Source organism: Streptomyces sp. MNU76 (assembly GCF_020982545.1).
In the GTDB taxonomy this organism is placed as follows: domain Bacteria; phylum Actinomycetota; class Actinomycetes; order Streptomycetales; family Streptomycetaceae; genus Streptomyces.
Map to the genome: position 1 here is coordinate 1 of NZ_JAJKLK010000009.1, position 16,581 is coordinate 16,581.

Below are 16,581 nucleotides of genomic sequence, written 5' to 3' on the forward strand. Positions count from 1 at the left end.
CGATCAGCTGGCCGAGGGTCATGCCACGTTCCTTGGCGACCTGGGCGAGGTGATCACGGGCCTGCTTGGAGACCTGGATGGTCGTACTGTCTGCCATGGACTCACCATAGCCACACCATGACACGGGTGTCCCGCCTCGGAGCCCGCCTTCACTCGAAGGTACTCAGTCAGCCGCGACGACCTTGACGAAGGCCGACCAGGCCCTGGGTGAGAACAGGAGAGGACGCCGGTCCGGGGCCTTGCTGTCCCGGACGGGGACTATGCCGGGGACTTCGTCGGCGACTTCGAGGCAATCGTTGGCGCCCCCCTCGCTGTAGCTCGACTTGCGCCAGACAGCAGTGCCGAGATCAGGGGTGTGCGTCATGGTGGGTCTGCTCCTTCAGTACGGCCCTGATGAACGCAAGCGAGTCGGTCGGTGACAGTGCCATATCGCGGAGCCGATCGTAGGACAGTCGGCGCCGCAGAACCTCGTTCGGATCCTCGTCCAACTGGCTGCAACCGTTGCCTTCTTTGTAGGCGACGGCGCTTCCATCTTCCTGCCAGAGCAGCGTCAGCGACCCGGTCATGTGGTGATGAACACCTGCGGAGATCGGCAGCACCTGGAGCACGATGTTGGGCCGCGTCGCGGCGGTCTCCAAGTGAACGAGTTGGTCGTGCCATGTCTCGGGGGTGGCCGCGGTGCGCCGAAGTGCGATCTCGTCGATGACGATGCGGACGCTGGGCTCCGGCTTCCGCCTCAGCAGGTACTGGCGTCCCAGCCGGGCCGCGACTTGCTCCTCGACCCAGACGTCGCCGTCGGCCGTTGTCTGGGCCCCAGACAACACCTCACGACAGAAATCCTCCGTTTGCAGAAGGCCTGGCACCGCCGGCGTGAACACCCGCATGATGCGGGCCGTCGCCTCCAGCTCCATGAACCGCTTGTATTGGTCCTTGAACGCGTCGAGCCGTGCCGCCCTCCAGTGGCTTACCAGCAGGTCACCGGCCTCGTAGTACGCGTCCAAGTCCTCCATGACCGTCACCTTGGACAGTCGCTCACCCGACTCCAGGCGGCTCAAGTAGCTCTTGTCGTACCCCGTCTCGTCGGCCAGCTGCCCCAGCGATTTACCCGCCTTCTCGCGCAGAAACCGAAGCGTCCGGCCAAGCACAACACGCCCCGACTCGCCCTTCGCGTCAACGACTTCGCCCATGTCACCCCTCGCCGTTGTCTGGGCCGCCAGGCAACGGCGCCCCCCTTCCGCAGCATAGGTCGCACCGGTGACGATCAGGACACGAACGGTAATCACCGCTCGTCAGACCCACCCTGAAAAAACCCTGAGACGAAAGTCGAGGCACCGGCATGCGCGCATTCATCGAACAGCTCTGTGAGGTCCTGCTCCGCTGGGCCGCGCGCGGGCCGTCGCCGTCCGGGGCGGCGGAGCCGTCGCAACCCGCCCCGCCCCCTCCGCCACCTCGCAAGCCCGACGACATCTGGCCCTTCGAGTCGTACGACAACCTCGTACGGCCCTACGTCCTGAGCCCAGAGGAGCTGTACGTGTACGGCGTCGTGGAAGAGGTGCTCGCATGATGGACGGCCTGCGCCTGCTGCCGTGGACCACCCCCGACGGCAAGCCCTGCTACCTCGACCCGGACACCGCGCACCCCGGAGCCCTCTCCCTGCTCGCCGACAGCGTGGAGGCCTCCCAACTGGGGTCGGCCGAGAAGGTGTTGGCCGGGAGCAAGGCCGTACTCGGGGACGGGGCGGCCGGTGAGCGGGCCGTGCGGTTCGCGCTGACGCGGGCGGTGGAGTCCCTGGAGGACGTGGTGCGGATCGCGGTCAGCAGGGGGTGGCGGATCCAGCGCACCGCCGACGCCCCCGACAACCGCCTCTAGGCGCCGGCACCCGCGTCGGTGTCGGCGTCGGTGTGCAGGAACCCGTCGACGCCCGGCCTCCCCGCGAGGAACCCGTACCGTTCGCCCACCAGCGGACCCAGGATCGCGCCGGCGCCGTACCAGTGGAGGTCCAGGTCGCGCATGCGCATGTGGCTGGGGGCGCCCTGGAGGTGGAGGTTGTGGCCGAAGACCAGGGTCGGACCGCGGCCGGCCTCGACGGCTCTGATGTCGAGCAGGTTCTCGACCATCAGGGCGTCCCGGGTGGCGAGCATGCGGGAGATCCGGACGTTCTCCGCGGCGGGGCGCGCCAGTTGCCGGTGATAGCGCAGAAGCCCGATGGCCGCGCCAAGGTGGGCCTTCGCCCTGAACCACGCGGCGCGTGAGGTCGCCGCGATCAACTGCGGCGCGCGGGTGTGGAACTCGGTGAGCATGTCGTCGGCGAGACAGCGCAGCGCCTGGGCCTCCGGCGTGGCGCCGATCGACCGGGCCGGGTCCAGGACCGCCTCCGTGCGGCTCCACTGTTCGTCGTCCCCGGCGAGGCGCGCGATGTCGAGGGCGGGGTCGTCGGTGAGGGCGAGGGACGAGGGCAGGTTCTCCTCACGCGCCAGGTACGCACGCGCGGCTTCGAGACAGCGGCGCGGGCTGGGCGCGCTCATGTTCTCCATCTCGGCGTCGAAGCCGTGGAAGGCGAGGCGTTCCTCCAGCGGGCGGGTCCGGTTGTACTCGCGCATCCAAGTGATCAGCTCCCTGTTGGAGGCCATCTCACCCCGGCCGAACGCGATGCCCTCGCGCATCGCCTCGTCGAAGTCACCGGCCCCTTCCCGTACATGGTCGTCCAGGGCGAACGCCGGGATGCGGTCGGTCTCCAGGGCGATCGAACGGAAGCCCAAGTCGACGAGGTGGGCGAAGAGTTCGTTGCGGGCGTGCCCGTGGGCCGGTTCCAGGTGGGTCGGTTCACCGAGCGCCAGCAGCTCGCACGACGGGGTCACGAAGTCTCGAATGTCCTGACTCATGAGCCTCAATCGTATCCTTGAAAGATCGGTTGAGACTTGGGGCGGATGGGTCTCGCCCCTGTGCTGTCCGGAAAGACAGTTGCTTCGCAGCCGTCGCGTAAAGTCTCAAACTGGTGATCAGCATGCGACCTTCCGAACTGGCCCGCGAGCACGGCCTCTCGACCCAGGCCGTCCGCAACTACGAGCGCGACGGGTTCCTCCCGACCGCCGAGCGGACGGCCAGCGGCTACCGGATCTACACCGAGGTGCACGCGGCGGCCCTCCGCGCGTTTCTCGCCCTCGTTCCGGCGTTCGGCCACTCCGCCGCGGGCCGCATCATGCGTGCCGTGCACGAGGGCGCCCTCGACGACGCGCTGACCGTCGTCGACCGTGGGCACACCCAGTTGCTTCGCGACCGGGAGACCCTCGACGCGGTACGCGACGCGGTGGATCACCTGACGGCCACGTCGGAGGGGGCGGAGCCCACGGTGGAAGCGGCGGGCTCCGACACCCTCACCGTCGGCGAACTCGCCCACCGCCTCGACGTCACCCCCGCGACCCTGCGCAACTGGGAGGACGCCGGGATCCTCACCCCCGCGCGAGACCCGCTCACCGGCTACCGGATCTACCGCCCGGCCGACGTCCGTGACGCCGAACTCGCCCATCTGCTCCGTCGCGGGGACTACCCCGTGGACCACATCGCCACCGCGGTCCGCCAGATCCGTACGGCCGGCGGCACGGACGCCCTCTCCGCCGCTCTGTCCGACTGGCGACGACGCCTGACCGCACGAGGCGTGGCCATGCTGGACGCGTCGGCCCACCTCAGCCGGTATCTGGGAGCACCCGGGCCACACGCCGCGGGGCACGAAGAAGCGACGGTTCCCCGCGTCCCGGACAGGGCACGAAAAAGCGGTTCCCCGCGCCCCGGAAAGGGCGCGGAGAACCGCGTGACCAGTCACGCACCGCCCGGGTCGGTCGACCGACCCGCCCGGTGATCCAGTGCGACTTAGTTGATGATCGTGATCCGGTCGGCCGCCGGCGGCGCGAGCGGGCTCGTGGCCGAGGAGTTGGCCAGCAGGTACTGCTCAAGGGCGGCCAGGTCGTCCCCGCCGACCAGGTCGTTCGTGCCCTCGCCCAGCGTCGGGAAGCCGTCGCCGCCGCCCGCGAGGAAGCTGTTGGTCGCGATGCGGTACGTGGCGGCCGGGTCGATCGCCGCACCGTTGAGCTTGACGCTGTCGACGACGATCCGGTCCGCGCCGGTCTTCGTCAGGTCGAGCGTGTACTTCAGGTTCGAGGACGGCAGCAGCACCTTCGGCGAGGCCGCGTTCGTGCCGCTCACCTGGTCCTTGAGGATCGAGAGGAGCTGCGTGCCCGTGAAGCTCTGCAGGTTGACCGTGTTGGAGAACGGCTGGACGGTGAAGCCCTCGGCGTAGGTCACCACGCCGTCGCCCTCGGTGCCCTTGGCCGCGTAGGTGAGCGGCGCGCGCACACCACCGGGGTTCATCAGCGCGAGGTCGACCTCGGGGTCGAGCGTCTTGCCGTACCAGTACTGCGCGTCGGCGATCAGGTCACCCATGGGGGACTCGGTGCCGGCGTTGGGCACGTCGGCGGATATGTAGCCGATGGCGCGGTTGCCGATGGGCGCGGCGAGGGTGTTCCACCTGCTGATGAGGGCCGTCATGTCGGCGGCCTTCTCGACGTCACGGGTGACCACGTGGTTCGCGGAGTCCACGGCCGTACGGCTGATGTCGCCGGTCTTGCGGTCGTACGTCAGCGTGGTGTCGGTGTAGAGGCGGCCGAAGGACGCGGCCGAGGTGACCATGCGCGGCTTGCCCGCCGGGTCGTTGATGGTGCAGGCGTACGCGGCGTGCGTGTGACCCGTGACCACGGCGTCGACCTTGGCCGTGATGTTCTTGGCGATGTCGACGATCGGACCGGAGATGCCGTCACCGGCGCCGGGCGAGTCGCAGTCGTAGTTGTACGACGTGGAGGCGGGGGCACCGCCCTCGTGGATCAGCGCGACGACCGACTTGACGCCCTGGCGCTCCAGCTCCTTGGCGTACTTGTTGATCGTCTTGACCTCGTCCTTGAACGTGAGGCCCTTGACGCCCTCGGCGGAGACGACGCCCGGGGTGTTCTCCAGCGTCACACCGATGAAGCCGATCTTGACGCCGTTCTTCTTCCACACCCAGTAGGGCTTCAGGAGCGGCTTCTTGGTCTTGTTCTCGATGACGTTGGCGGCGAGGTACGGGAAGTCGGCGCCCTTGAACTTCTTGCCCTTGACGTAGCAGCCGTCCGTCGGGTGGCAGCCGCCCTTCTGCAGGCGGGCCAGTTCCTTCGCGCCCTCGTCGAACTCGTGGTTGCCGACGCTCGTGACGTCGAGGTCGAGGCCGTTGAGCGCCTCGATGGTGGGCTCGTCGTGGAACAGGCCCGAGATCAGGGGGGAGGCACCGACCATGTCGCCGGCGGCGGCCGTGATCGTGTAGTCGTCGGCCCGGCGGGCCTCGCGCAGGTGCGTGGCGAGGTACTCGACGCCACCGGCGTTGATCGTCTCGGTGTGGCCGTCCTCGTGGACGTGCGTGACCCGGCCCGAGGAACCGGCCGGCGGCTCCAGGTTGCCGTGCAGGTCGTTGAACGACAGCAGCTGCACGTCCTGGTAGCGGTTCGGCTTGCCCTTGCCGGTCTGCGTCTCACCGGCGCTCGCCGGGATCGCGGCGGCCAGCGCACCGACGGTCGCCAGCCCGGCCGCGGCGGCGAGGATCCGGTTACGGCGGTTTCTGCGGTGCTGGGCATGGGGTGTGGCTGACATGTGCCCCCCTGGTTCGTTTGGAAGTAAGAGAAACGTGAGACAGGCCCCGTCCGGCCGAAGCCTAGGGTCAACGCGCGTAGCGCGGGAGAGGGTTCTTGGTTACGACCTGGTTGCCATCAAGGCGAACTGGGCACGAAACAGGGCCAATAGGGGCGCGGGGCAGTGAAATCAGCGGCTCCGCCGCGGGGCGCGACCAGCCACATTCCGGCCGCTCCCGCCCGACCACGGAACCAACCGAGTCCATAGGCGCTCCCCCACCGCACCCCCCGGTTAACCTCGAACCCATGACCAGCGACGACACCGCCCGGCCGAGCGCAGCGGCCGGCGCAGCCGCCCGCAGTATCGAAACCCGTCTGGAACTCACCCCCGACCAGAAGGCCACCGTCCTCGCCCTTCTCGACGAGGCGGCCCAGGTGGACGGCCAACAGGCGGTGTCCGAGCAGGGCCGCCTCCAGCTCCGCGGCGGCCCCCGCGAAGGCGTGGCCCACCTCCTGCTCACCGTCGGCGACACCCTCGTCGGGTACGCCCAGCTGGAGGACAACGACCCCGTCGAGGCCCCGGCCGCCGAACTCGTCGTCCACCCCTCCCACCGCGGTCACGGGCACGGCCGCGCCCTCGGCTCCGCCCTGCTGGCCGAGTCCGGCAAGCGGCTGCGGGTCTGGGCGCACGGCGGCCACAGCGCCGCGCGCCATCTGGCCCAGGTGCTCGGCCTCACCCTCTTCCGCGAACTCCGCCAGATGCGCCGCTCCCTGGCCGATTTCGACCCACCCGAGCCGGTGCTCCCGGACGGCGTCACCGTCCGCGCCTTCGTCCCCGGCGAGGACGACGCGGCCTGGCTCGCCGCGAACGCGGAGGCGTTCGCCCACCACCCCGAGCAGGGCTCCCTGACCCAGCGCGACCTCGACGACCGCAAGGCCGAGCCCTGGTTCGACCCGGCGGGCTTCTTCCTGGCCTTCAGGGGAGAGGAACTGGTCGGCTTCCACTGGACGAAGGCGCACGCGGCGGAACAGCTCGGCGAGGTCTACGTCGTCGGCGTACGCCCCGGCGCGCAGGGCGGCGGCCTCGGCAAGGCCCTCACCACGATCGGCCTGCGCCATCTCGCCGCCCAGGGCCTGCCCACCGCGATGCTCTACGTCGACGCGGACAACAAGGCGGCCGTGACCGTGTACGAGCGCCTCGGCTTCGTGACGTACGAGACGGACCTGATGTACCGCAGCGAAACCTGATGTACCGCAGCGGAATCTGACGCACCCGGAGCACCCGGAGCACCCGGAGTTTTCCACAGGCGGGGGCGGTGTTGTTGACACCGCCCCCTCTCTTGCGCCACCCTTTCACTACTCAATTAGTGAAAGGGTGGTTGTCCGAGTGGTCGAGTACCGCATCGACCGGCGCAGCGGTGTCGCCACCTACGTCCAGATCGTCCAGCAGACCAAACAGGCCCTGCGGATGGGGCTGCTGGAACCGGGCGACAAGCTCCCCACGGCCCGCGAGGTCGTGGAAGCCACCGCGATCAACCCGAACACGGTGTTGAAGGCCTACCGCGAACTGGAGCGCGAGGGCCTGGTCGAGGCCCGCCGCGGCCTCGGCACGTTCGTACGGAGGTCACTGGGCACCGCGCCCGTCGACTCCCCGCTGCGGGCCGAGTTGGACAGATGGGCCGTACAGGCCCGGGAGACCGGGCTCGAACGGGACGACGTGGAGGCCCTCTTCACGTCCGTACTCGACGAACACTTCACGATCGACAAGCGAGATCAGGGGGACCAGGCATGACGGGGACCGCGTTGGAAGCGGCCGCGCTCGGCAAGCAGTTCGGGTGGCGGCGGACGAGCTGGGCGCTGCGCGAGTGCACGCTGCGGCTGCCGTCGGGGCGGGTGTGCGCGCTCGTCGGACCGAACGGTGCGGGCAAGTCGACCCTCCTGGCCCACGCGGCCGGACTGCTCGCCCCCACCGAGGGCACGATCAGCGTGCTGGGCACGACCCCGGCCGCGGCCCGCGAGCGCATCGCCTACGTCGCCCAGGACAAGCCCCTCTATCCCCAGCTGACCGTGGCCGAGACCCTGCGGCTGGGCCACGCGCTCAACACCCGGCGCTGGGACGCGGCCGCCGCCGAGCGGGTGGTGGACGAGGGCGGCCTGAACAGGAACGCGAAGATCCGTTCCCTCTCGGGCGGTCAGCGCACCCGGGTCGCGCTCGCCCTCGCCCTCGGCAAGCGGCCCGAACTGCTGCTCCTGGACGAGCCGATGGCCGACCTCGACCCGCTCGCCCGGCACCAGCTGATGGGCACACTGCTCGCGGACTCCGCCGAACACGGCACCACGGTTGTCATGTCCTCGCACGTGGTAGCCGAACTGGAGGGCTCCTGCGACCACTTGCTCCTGCTGGGCTCCGGACGCGTCCGGCTCGCGGGCCCGCTGGACGAGGTCCTCGCCGCGCACGCCCTGGTCACCGGCCCGGCAGGCGACCTCACCCCGCACACCGTGGTCGAGTCCCGCACGAAGGGCCGCCAGCTCACCGCGCTGATCCGCCCGCAGGGCCCGGTCGGCGGGGGCTGGCAGACAGCCGAGCCGACCCTGGAGGAGCTGGTCCTCGCCCATCTGCGGGCGCCGGAGGCCCCGGCGCTCACGATCGACGACAACGACGAAGCGGACGCGGACTCGGACCACACTGACCACACCGACGGGTCGGACGACACCAACGGCGCCGAGACCCGGGGGGCGGCCGTATGAGCACCACGACCACCGGGACCACGGAGACCATCGGGACCGCCCGCTCCGGCGACCCGCCCCGCCCCCGCCCGGCCCTGACCCCGACCCGGGGGCTGATCCGGGCGACGTTCCGGGTGCACCAGTCGGCCCTGTGGTTCTGGGGGCTGCTGGTGGGCCTCGTCTCCGCCGGACTGGTGTGGGCCGCCGGACCGGGGCTCGACGCGGCCTGGACCGAGCAGCTCAAGAGCGGCTGCGCGCCGGCCGACTACTGCTCGACGGGCCCCGCGTACTCCCTCTACGGACTGGCCGCCACCCTCGGCCCCGCGGTCCTCAGCATCGCCCCGGCCCTGATCGGCGCCTGGGCGGGCGGTGCCCTGATCGCCCGCGAGCTGGAGAGCGGTACGGCGCGGCTGGCCTGGACCCAGTCCGTCACCCCGGCCCACTGGCTCGCCGCCAAACTCGCGGTCCCGGCCGCCGTGATCGTCTCCGGGACGGTCCTGCTGACGCTGCTGAACCGTCTGGTGTGGTGGCGCGAGGAGCGGCTGCGGGAGGCGCTGGGGACCCGGGACTGGTTCGAGTCCGCCGTCTTCGCCGGTCACGGCACCGTCGGCACGGCGTACGCCCTGCTGGGCCTCGCGGTCGGCGCTCTCGTCGGCCTGCTGCTGCGCCGCTCGCTCCCCGGGCTGGCCGTCGGCCTGGTCGGCACCGGCCTCCTGGCGGGCACGCTGCAGTCGACCCGGCACCTGCTGTGGCCCGTGGAGACCCTCGTCTCCCAGACCGCGGACCGGGACTGGAACGGCGAGTTGGTCGACCGCGGCTTCATCACCGGCACCGGTGAACGCGTCTCGGACATGGCGTGCACGGACGACTCCTGCGGCCGGACCGACGCCGTCAGCTTCTACGCCGACTTCCACCCCTCGTCCCACTTCTGGCCCCTGCACCTGGTCGAGACGGCCATCGTCCTGACCGCCACAGCCCTGCTGATCTGGACGTCGTTCCGCCTGCTGCGCCGCCTTGCGGGAGGGGCCGTATGAGCACCGAGACCCTCACCACCGCGCCCCCGGCGGACACCGCCGCCCGCGGCGGCCTGACCTGGACCGTGCTGCGCCTGCACCGCTCGGCACTGCTGGTGTGGAGCGCGTACGTCCTGCTCATGGTCGGGTGGATGCTGTGGCTGCAGTACGTCACGGGCGCGGAGATACGCGCGGAGCGGGACGCCTGCCGGAGGCTGGCGGACGGGTGCATCGACCTCGGGTCCGCCTTCGACTACTCCTCGGCCATGAGCTGGATCGGTACCTTGATCGCCTACTTCTCCTACGGCGTGGCCGCCTGGGCGGGGGCCGCGCTGACCGGCGTCGAGTTGGAACGGGGCACGGCCCAGCTGAGCTGGACCCAGTCCGTCACCCCGGTCCGATGGCTCACCGCCAAGCTCGCGCTGCCCGCCGTCGCGCTGACCGTCGGCACGACCGTCCTGGTGCTGGTGTACCGCTGGACCTGGTCCACGAACCGGGACCTGCGCGGCGACGAGTGGTACTACACCGACCCCTTCCTGAACCGCGGCCCCGCGGTCCTGGCGTACGCCCTGTGCGCGCTGGCCGTCGGCGCCCTGGCGGGCATCGTTCTCAGGCGGGCGCTGCCCGCGCTCGCCGTGGCCCTCGGCTTCATGATCGTGTTCCACGCGTGGCTCGACGTGCGGTACCACGAGCTGTGGCCCGCCACGACGCTCACCGGTACCGCCGCCAGCCGGCTGCCGATGTCGGCGGACCAGCTGGAGCTGGGCGCCGTCACCGGCTCGGGTGCGCGCGTCGAGGACCTGGACTGCTTCGACGCCGATGCCGACCTCGACTACACCAGGTGCATGAGCGGGAAGGGCTTCACCGATCTGTACGCCGAGGTGCACCCGGCGTCCCACTTCTGGCCGCTGCACCTCATGACGACCGGCGTCATTCTCGCCGTCGCCGTCCTCGCCACCCTCGCCGCCTTCTGGCTCCTGCGCCGCCGCACCCGCTGACGGCGCACACCGCCCGAGCCACGACTCGGGCCCCCGGACCAGGCACGCCCCTCCTACGGGGGGAGGGGCGTGCCGACGGCGTGCGGTCGGTGAACGGCGCGTAACCGCGGGAAGGCGGCGCTCGTTCCGGAGAAGGCGTGCGCCGGGCCGCCCCACACGTCCCCGCGGAACCGGCGGTCCTCCCCGCGCTATCCCGCACGTAAGGTCTCCGTAACCGGCGATTCAGACGACCTTGCGACGCTTCCGCAATGAACCCCGTCGTGCCCGAGCCCGCGCCTCCCCCACGCAGCGGCCCAAGCAGCGGGAACAGCCCGGGGGACGACCCCAGCACGCCCGCGCCCGTCACCCCGCACCACACCGCCGAGGCCGTGGACATCATCGACGTCGTGGCGCGCATCGACGCCGACATCGCCGAGAACGCCGCCGCGAACGCCTCCTCGCGCGTCCCCGCACTCCCACCGGCCCTGTCCGACGCGCCCGTGATGCTCGCGGCGCGGAACAATGGTGGCATGAGCCAGTCCAACGCCCAGGCAGCCCAGGTCCAGCACGCGCAGCCGTCAGTCGGCTCCATAACCGGCCACCGCCCCCACACGGTGTCGGCCGTGGTGTCCGACCTGGAACCCGACATCGACGCCGACCTCGACGCGTACGACGAGGACGAACAGGGCGGCGAGAGGCTGCCCCAGGGCCGCTTCCTCGACCGGGAGCGCAGCTGGCTGGCGTTCAACGAGCGCGTTCTGGAACTGGCCGAGGACCCGGCCACCCCCCTGCTCGAACGAGCGAACTTCCTGGCCATCTTCGCCAGCAACCTCGACGAGTTCTTCATGGTCCGGGTGGCCGGCCTGAAGCGCCGCATCGCCACGGGTGTCGCCACCAGGTCCGCCTCCGGCCTCCAGCCCCGCGAGGTGCTGGAGATGATCTGGGCACGCTCCCGCGAACTGATGGCCCGGCACGCCGCCTGCTTCCACGAGGACGTCGCCCCGGCACTGGCCGAGGAGGGCGTGCACCTGGTGCGCTGGAGCGAGCTGGCGGAGAAGGAGCAGGCCCGACTCTTCACGCTCTTCCGCCACCAGATCTTCCCGGTGCTGACCCCGCTGGCCGTCGACCCGGCGCACCCCTTCCCGTACATCTCGGGTCTCTCCCTGAACCTGGCCGTCCGCGTCCAGAACCCGGTCACCGGCACCTCGCACTTCGCCCGCGTCAAGGTGCCGCCGCTGCTCTCCCGCTTCCTGGAGGCCTCCCCCGGCCGGTACGTCCCGCTGGAGGACGTGATCGGTGCCCATCTGGAGGAGCTGTTCCCGGGCATGGAGGTGCTGGAGCACCACGCCTTCCGGGTCACCCGCAACGAGGACCTGGAGGTCGAGGAGGACGACGCCGAGAACCTCCTCCAGGCCCTGGAGAAGGAGCTCATGCGGCGCCGCTTCGGGCCGCCGGTGCGCCTGGAGGTCGAGGAGAACATCAACCAGGAGGTCCTGGACCTGCTGGTGCGCGAGCTGAAGATCAAGGAGTCCGAGGTCTACCCGCTGACCGGGCCCCTGGACCTCACGGGCCTCTTCCGCATCGCCTCCCTGGACCGGCCGGAGCTGAAGTACCGCAAGTTCGTCGCCGGCGTCCACCGCGACCTGGCCGAGGTCGAGTCGGCGTCCGCGCCCGACATCTTCGCCGCCCTGCGCAACCGCGACGTGCTGCTGCACCACCCGTACGACTCGTTCTCGACGTCGGTGCAGGCGTTCCTGGAGCAGGCGGCCGAGGACCCGGACGTCCTCGCGATCAAGCAGACCCTGTACCGGACGTCCGGCGACTCCCCCATAGTCAACGCGCTCATCGACGCCGCCGAGGCCGGCAAGCAGGTCCTCGTCCTGGTCGAGATCAAGGCGCGCTTCGACGAACACGCCAACATCAAGTGGGCCCGCAAGCTGGAGGAGGCCGGCTGCCACGTCGTCTACGGCCTGGTCGGCCTGAAGACCCACTGCAAGCTGTCCCTGGTGGTCCGTCAGGAGGGCGACACGCTCCGCCGCTACAGCCACGTCGGCACGGGCAACTACCACCCGAAGACGGCACGGCTGTACGAGGACCTGGGCGTGCTCACGTCCGACGCCCAGGTCGGCGCGGACCTCTCCGACCTCTTCAACCGGCTCTCCGGCTACTCGCGCCGCGAGACCTACCGTCGTCTCCTCGTCGCGCCCAAGTCCCTGCGCGACGGGCTGATCGCCCGCGTCAACAAGGAGGTCCAGCACCACCGTGCCGGACGTCCCGCCCACGTCCGCATCAAGGTCAACTCGATCGTGGACGAGGCGCTCATCGACGCCCTGTACCGGGCTTCGCAGGCGGGTGTGCCGGTCGACGTGTGGGTGCGCGGCATCTGCGCCATACGGCCCGGCGTCCCGGGGCTGTCGGAGAACATCCGCGTCCGCTCCGTCCTCGGCCGCTTCCTCGAACACTCCCGGATCTTCGGCTTCGGCAACGGCGGCGAGCCGGAGGTGTGGTTCGGCAGCGCCGACATGATGCACCGCAACCTCGACCGCCGGATCGAGGCTTTGATCCGGATCACCGACCCGGCCCACCGGGCGGCGCTCAACCGCCTGCTGGAGACCGGTATGTCCGACACGACCTCCTCCTGGCACCTCGGTCCCGACGGCGAGTGGACCCGGCACTCGACCGACGCCGACGGACAGCCCCTGCGCAACGTCCAGGAGATGCTCATTGACGCCCGGAGGCGCCGGCGTGGCACAGCGACACCTTGACCCCACGAACACCACGGCAGCTCCCGCGGACGCCGTCGCCGGCTATCTGCGGGAGCGGGCCACGGAGTTCCTCCGCGCGCTGCGCACCCACCGGGAGACCGGTGGGGGCGCGGCGTCCGGAGCCGAGGAGTCCACCGACGCGGCGCTCGCCCTGCGCCGCTCGGCCCGCCGCATCAGCGGCACGCTGCACACCTTCCGGCCCCTGCTGGACGCCGAGTGGTCGGAGTCCCTCCGCCCCGAACTGGCCTGGCTCTCCGGCACGTTGGGCCGCGAACACGCCTACGCGGCCCGCCTGGACCGCCTGGTCAACGCCCTGAACCGCCTGTCGGGCGCGACACACCTCCCGACGCAGACGGCGGTCGCGGCCCGCCCCGACACCGGTACGTCCCCGATCGGCGCCGCCCCGGGCAACGCCGGCCCGGCTCAGGCCGGCGCCGGTACCTCTCCAGGCGCCGCCGGTACGTCTCAGCCCGGCACCGGTACGTCTCAGGCCGGCGCCGCCTCGGGCGGTCGTACCGCCGCCGGGGCGGCTCGGGTGGGTGCGGCGGCACCCGGCACCGCCGGTGCCGCCCCGCGTCCCCGGCCACCCCCGACCGCGGCAACCTCACCGTCGGCGCCGCGAAGGCGGGCGCCCTCCTGGACCGCCAGCTCACCCTCGCCCGCACCCGGGCCCACTCGGCCGCCCTCCAGGCCCTCGGCTCGTCCCGCTTCCACGCAGTCGCCGACAGCGTCGCCGTCCTCGCCAGCGAGGTGCCCCTCACCCCGTCCGCCGCCGCCATGGACCTCGGCCCGCTCGCCGCCGCCGCCCACGACCGCCTCCGCGACGCGGTCACCGGCCTCCCCCTGCACACCGCCGGCCAGCCCTACAACGCCGAGGCCCTCATCCACGGCCTCTCCCCGGACACCGCGCCCCACCCCCAGGACGCACCCTGGCACCAGGTACGGCTGCTGCTCCGCCTGCACCGCTACGCCCTGGAGGTCCTGCACCCCGACGCCGTCCCCGTCGACCTGCGCCTCCTCGCCGCCGGTGAGGCGCTCAACCGCCACCGGGACGCCAGCGAGGCGGCCTCCGCGGCGGCCTCCGCCGCCCGCACCCCGCGGATCGCCCCGGCCACCGCCTACGCCCTCGGCGTCCTGCACGCCGACCAGCGCCACGAAGTGGAGGCGTCCCGGTTCGCGTTCCAGCAGTGCTGGCAGAAGGAGGCGGTGAGCACGTCGTGACCGAGAACACCGACACCGTGGTCCGGGCGGCCGGCTGCGTCCTGTGGCGCCACTCCCCCGAGGGCGGAGAGCTGGAGATCTGCCTGGTCCACCGCCCGAAGTACGACGAGTCGTGTCATCGCTAAGAACGGCGCAGAAACCAGCAGGTCAGAGGCATGACGAGATCGAGGTAGTGATGGACGTCACACCACTGGTACGTGCCGCAGGCTGCGCCCTGTGGCGTCGGGCACCCTCAGGCGGGGGTATCGAGCTGGCCTTGGTCTACCGGCCGAAGTGGTCAGACTGGTCTCTGCCGAAGGGCAAGCTCAAGCGCCACGAAGAGGCCCGTGACGGCGCTCTCCGCGAAGTCCTTGAGGAAACCGGCATGCACTGCGCCCTCGGCCCGGAACTCCCGACCGTCCACTACACCGACCACCAGGGGCGCCCCAAGCAAGTGCGCTACTGGGCGGCCGGAGCCACACACGGCACATTCACCCCGAACAGCGAAGTCTCCGACCTCCTCTGGCTGCCTCCTGAGGCCGCGACACAGCGGCTCACGCACGAGAGGGACCGAACCGTGGTGTCCTCGCTCCTCGAAGCGCTGCACAAGACAGGAACGGTCCGTTAGAGGGCGGGCTCGCGCGTGAAGGCGCGCTCTCCCAGTCCTTTGCCCGCCCGTGTTGCGGCAAGGGATGCCCCGGCCGATCCTCGTCACGGGCTTCGGCACCTCGGCCTCGGCGGCCCGGAAACACGTGAACTCCCGCCCCGGGCAGGGCCAGTACGGATGACCGGGTGAGCCGTCCATGCTCAATGCCAAGGGGCGCCCCCAGGGAGGGCGCCCCTCGCTCATTTCGCATGCCTCCTCAAGAAGATGAGGCCGCGGTCTCGCTCAGTCCTCACACTTTGCATTGGACTTGGACTTCCACAGCCAGTCCTTCCCGTGCTCCTCCCAGGGGGGAGGACCCTCGTGCTTGGAGCAGTGGTGCTTGTGACCGCCGTGGTCCCCGTGGCCCCGTGGTCCCCGTGGCCCCGTGGCCCCGTGGCCACCGCCGGGTCCCGCAGGACCCTGCGGACCTTCAGGACCTTGAGGCCCTTCAGGACCTTGAGGTCCGGTGTCTCCCTTGGGGCCCTCAGGTCCGACAGGCCCGGTGGGCCCGACAGGACCGGTCGGTCCGGCAGGTCCCGTGGGTCCGACTGGTCCGGCAGGCCCGCTGGGACCGGCAGGCCCGGTCGGTCCTACTGATCCGGGAGGCCCGGTGGGACCGGTCTCTCCCGGGGGGCCCTCAGGCCCGGTAGGACCGGCAGGCCCGGTGGGACCGGCAGGTCCGCTGGGACCGGCAGGTCCCGTGGGTCCAGGAGGACCACTGGGGCCGGCGGGCCCGGTCACGCAGAACGGCCTCGTGATGTCGTTGTTGTCCAGCGTCACCGCGGCGGTCTGCGCAAGTACTCGGCCCTGGACGTCGGCGCCGGTATTCAGCGTGATGGACGCCAGGGCCATGATGGTGCCCACGAAGTCTGAATTCGTCCCGAGAGTGGCGGAACTGCCCACCTTCCAGAACACGTTGCAGGCCTGCGCACCGTTGATGAGCCTGACGCTGCTGTTCGAAGCGGTGATCAGCGTCTCTGTGGTCTGGAAGATGAAGACGGCGTTGGGATCACCCTGGGCATTGAGCGTGAGTTCTCCGGTGATTCCCAACGTCGGGTTCGAGTAGACGCCGGGCCCCAGCACCCGTCCGCCGAGTTCGACCGCGACGGAAGTCCCGGTTCGGCCGGCCGCGTTGTTGTAGGCCGTGGTCAGATCCGACTTCGCCGTACCGGCCGCCCCGTTGGCGATGTTCAGGGTGCCGAAGATCTCTCCGGGCGGGAAGCCCGTCACGGAGGTGCCCGGACTGAGCCCCACGTCGCCGATGATGTCGGAGTCGCCGGTGTTGGTGATCGTCGAACCGGCCAGGATCGCGTAACTCTCGGCGGTCCCCAGCGGAACGGGGGCTTCTGCTGCCTGCGCGGTGGTGTTCCAGGCCAGAGTGGCCGTGGCCAGCAGTACCACTCCGGGCAGCACTGCGAGACGCGCCTTGAGACGGCGGTATATACGGGGTCTGCCTCGCGGCGAAGGTGGTGTGTCTACCACTGTCATGGGACGGGCCTTTCTTGTCGTCATTGAACTCAGCCGCACCGGCACAAGGGCATCCCGAACTCCCGCGGCGAGTTCCGGTCGGGCCGGAAGCCGCGTCTCGTGTCGAGGTTCCGCGGC

Annotated in this window: 16 protein-coding genes and 1 pseudogene; 12 read left to right on the plus strand and 5 right to left on the minus strand. The window is 70.7% G+C overall.

What is annotated here, in order from left to right:
• Positions 1–163 precede the first annotated feature (163 nt).
• Entirely contained in the window at positions 164–364 is a 201-nt protein-coding gene (locus E4N62_RS22335) for a DUF397 domain-containing protein (RefSeq protein ID WP_230217095.1), read from the minus strand.
• Complete coding sequence (locus E4N62_RS22340) at positions 348–1,187, minus strand: helix-turn-helix transcriptional regulator (RefSeq protein WP_230217096.1); 840 nt, start codon at positions 1,185–1,187, stop codon at positions 348–350. Before E4N62_RS22340 ends, E4N62_RS22335 begins: the two co-directional genes overlap by 17 nt.
• A gap of 149 nt (positions 1,188–1,336) precedes the next feature.
• On the opposite strand from E4N62_RS22340, the gene E4N62_RS22345 reads away from it, so the two are divergent.
• Together E4N62_RS22345 and E4N62_RS22350 are read left to right on the plus strand one after the other, a co-directional pair.
• Positions 1,337–1,564, plus strand: coding sequence for a hypothetical protein (locus tag E4N62_RS22345; RefSeq protein WP_230217097.1), 228 nt, complete (start codon positions 1,337–1,339; stop codon positions 1,562–1,564).
• Positions 1,561–1,869: a hypothetical protein gene (locus E4N62_RS22350; protein WP_230217099.1), complete on the plus strand. Its 309-nt coding sequence runs from the start codon at positions 1,561–1,563 to the stop codon at positions 1,867–1,869. Before E4N62_RS22345 ends, E4N62_RS22350 begins: the two co-directional genes overlap by 4 nt.
• Here E4N62_RS22350 and E4N62_RS22355 read toward each other — a convergent pair.
• The gene (locus tag E4N62_RS22355; protein WP_308185428.1) at positions 1,866–2,882 is read right to left on the minus strand and encodes an erythromycin esterase family protein; all 1,017 of its coding nucleotides are present in this window, start codon (positions 2,880–2,882) and stop codon (positions 1,866–1,868) included. The two genes, E4N62_RS22350 and E4N62_RS22355, sit on opposite strands and share 4 nt — an antisense overlap.
• 122 nt (positions 2,883–3,004) lie before the next feature.
• On the opposite strand from E4N62_RS22355, the gene E4N62_RS22360 reads away from it, so the two are divergent.
• Positions 3,005–3,856 (plus strand): TioE family transcriptional regulator, encoded by an 852-nt coding sequence (locus E4N62_RS22360; protein ID WP_308185431.1) that lies wholly within the window; start codon positions 3,005–3,007, stop codon positions 3,854–3,856.
• A gap of 11 nt (positions 3,857–3,867) precedes the next feature.
• On the opposite strand, the gene E4N62_RS22365 is transcribed toward E4N62_RS22360, so the two are convergent.
• Positions 3,868–5,670, minus strand: a complete 1,803-nt coding sequence (locus E4N62_RS22365) for a bifunctional UDP-sugar hydrolase/5'-nucleotidase (protein ID WP_230217101.1) — start codon at positions 5,668–5,670, stop codon at positions 3,868–3,870.
• A 284-nt stretch (positions 5,671–5,954) separates the two neighbouring features.
• Between E4N62_RS22365 and mshD the strand changes: the two genes are divergently transcribed.
• From mshD to E4N62_RS22410, 9 genes and pseudogenes are all read left to right on the plus strand, one after another.
• A complete protein-coding gene (mshD, locus tag E4N62_RS22370; protein WP_230217103.1) occupies positions 5,955–6,896 on the plus strand; it encodes a mycothiol synthase in 942 nt (313 codons plus the stop codon).
• A 139-nt stretch (positions 6,897–7,035) separates the two neighbouring features.
• The gene (locus E4N62_RS22375; RefSeq protein ID WP_230217105.1) at positions 7,036–7,440 is read left to right on the plus strand and encodes a GntR family transcriptional regulator; all 405 of its coding nucleotides are present in this window, start codon (positions 7,036–7,038) and stop codon (positions 7,438–7,440) included.
• Entirely contained in the window at positions 7,437–8,396 is a 960-nt protein-coding gene (locus tag E4N62_RS22380) for an ABC transporter ATP-binding protein (RefSeq protein WP_230217107.1), read from the plus strand. Before E4N62_RS22375 ends, E4N62_RS22380 begins: the two co-directional genes overlap by 4 nt.
• Positions 8,393–9,409: an ABC transporter permease gene (locus E4N62_RS22385; RefSeq protein WP_230217109.1), complete on the plus strand. Its 1,017-nt coding sequence runs from the start codon at positions 8,393–8,395 to the stop codon at positions 9,407–9,409. The genes E4N62_RS22380 and E4N62_RS22385 overlap by 4 nt, the downstream gene beginning before the upstream one ends.
• On the plus strand, positions 9,406–10,386 hold the full coding sequence (locus E4N62_RS22390) for an ABC transporter permease (RefSeq protein WP_230217111.1): 981 nt from the start codon (positions 9,406–9,408) through the stop codon (positions 10,384–10,386). The genes E4N62_RS22385 and E4N62_RS22390 overlap by 4 nt, the downstream gene beginning before the upstream one ends.
• 509 nt (positions 10,387–10,895) lie before the next feature.
• Complete coding sequence (locus tag E4N62_RS22395; RefSeq protein ID WP_184898311.1) at positions 10,896–13,130, plus strand: RNA degradosome polyphosphate kinase; 2,235 nt, start codon at positions 10,896–10,898, stop codon at positions 13,128–13,130.
• A 79-nt stretch (positions 13,131–13,209) separates the two neighbouring features.
• Positions 13,210–14,348 (plus strand): annotated as a pseudogene (locus E4N62_RS22400) (CHAD domain-containing protein); the annotation flags it as partial.
• The gene (locus tag E4N62_RS22405) at positions 14,348–14,476 is read left to right on the plus strand and encodes a hypothetical protein (protein WP_268269779.1); all 129 of its coding nucleotides are present in this window, start codon (positions 14,348–14,350) and stop codon (positions 14,474–14,476) included. The pseudogene E4N62_RS22400 and the gene E4N62_RS22405, both read left to right, overlap by 1 nt.
• 50 nt (positions 14,477–14,526) lie before the next feature.
• Entirely contained in the window at positions 14,527–14,958 is a 432-nt protein-coding gene (locus E4N62_RS22410; RefSeq protein ID WP_230217113.1) for an NUDIX hydrolase, read from the plus strand.
• 261 nt (positions 14,959–15,219) lie between these two features.
• Here E4N62_RS22410 and E4N62_RS48815 read toward each other — a convergent pair whose 3' ends face one another.
• Positions 15,220–16,488 carry an ice-binding family protein gene (locus E4N62_RS48815; protein ID WP_308185435.1) on the minus strand — a complete coding sequence of 423 codons (1,269 nt, stop codon included), beginning with the start codon at positions 16,486–16,488 and terminating at the stop codon, positions 15,220–15,222.
• Positions 16,489–16,581 lie beyond the last annotated feature (93 nt).

Coding starts and splice junctions, on each gene's coding strand:
- E4N62_RS22335 (WP_230217095.1), bottom strand. CDS start 364: ATGACGCACACCCCTGATCTCGGCACTGCTGTCTGGCGCAAGTCGAGC.
- E4N62_RS22340 (WP_230217096.1), bottom strand. CDS start 1,187: ATGGGCGAAGTCGTTGACGCGAAGGGCGAGTCGGGGCGTGTTGTGCTT.
- E4N62_RS22345 (WP_230217097.1), top strand. CDS start 1,337: ATGCGCGCATTCATCGAACAGCTCTGTGAGGTCCTGCTCCGCTGGGCC.
- E4N62_RS22350 (WP_230217099.1), top strand. CDS start 1,561: ATGATGGACGGCCTGCGCCTGCTGCCGTGGACCACCCCCGACGGCAAG.
- E4N62_RS22355 (WP_308185428.1), bottom strand. CDS start 2,882: ATGAGTCAGGACATTCGAGACTTCGTGACCCCGTCGTGCGAGCTGCTG.
- E4N62_RS22360 (WP_308185431.1), top strand. CDS start 3,005: ATGCGACCTTCCGAACTGGCCCGCGAGCACGGCCTCTCGACCCAGGCC.
- E4N62_RS22365 (WP_230217101.1), bottom strand. CDS start 5,670: ATGTCAGCCACACCCCATGCCCAGCACCGCAGAAACCGCCGTAACCGG.
- mshD (WP_230217103.1), top strand. CDS start 5,955: ATGACCAGCGACGACACCGCCCGGCCGAGCGCAGCGGCCGGCGCAGCC.
- E4N62_RS22380 (WP_230217107.1), top strand. CDS start 7,437: ATGACGGGGACCGCGTTGGAAGCGGCCGCGCTCGGCAAGCAGTTCGGG.
- E4N62_RS22385 (WP_230217109.1), top strand. CDS start 8,393: ATGAGCACCACGACCACCGGGACCACGGAGACCATCGGGACCGCCCGC.
- E4N62_RS22390 (WP_230217111.1), top strand. CDS start 9,406: ATGAGCACCGAGACCCTCACCACCGCGCCCCCGGCGGACACCGCCGCC.
- E4N62_RS22395 (WP_184898311.1), top strand. CDS start 10,896: ATGAGCCAGTCCAACGCCCAGGCAGCCCAGGTCCAGCACGCGCAGCCG.
- E4N62_RS22410 (WP_230217113.1), top strand. CDS start 14,527: ATGGACGTCACACCACTGGTACGTGCCGCAGGCTGCGCCCTGTGGCGT.
- E4N62_RS48815 (WP_308185435.1), bottom strand. CDS start 16,488: ATGACGACAAGAAAGGCCCGTCCCATGACAGTGGTAGACACACCACCT.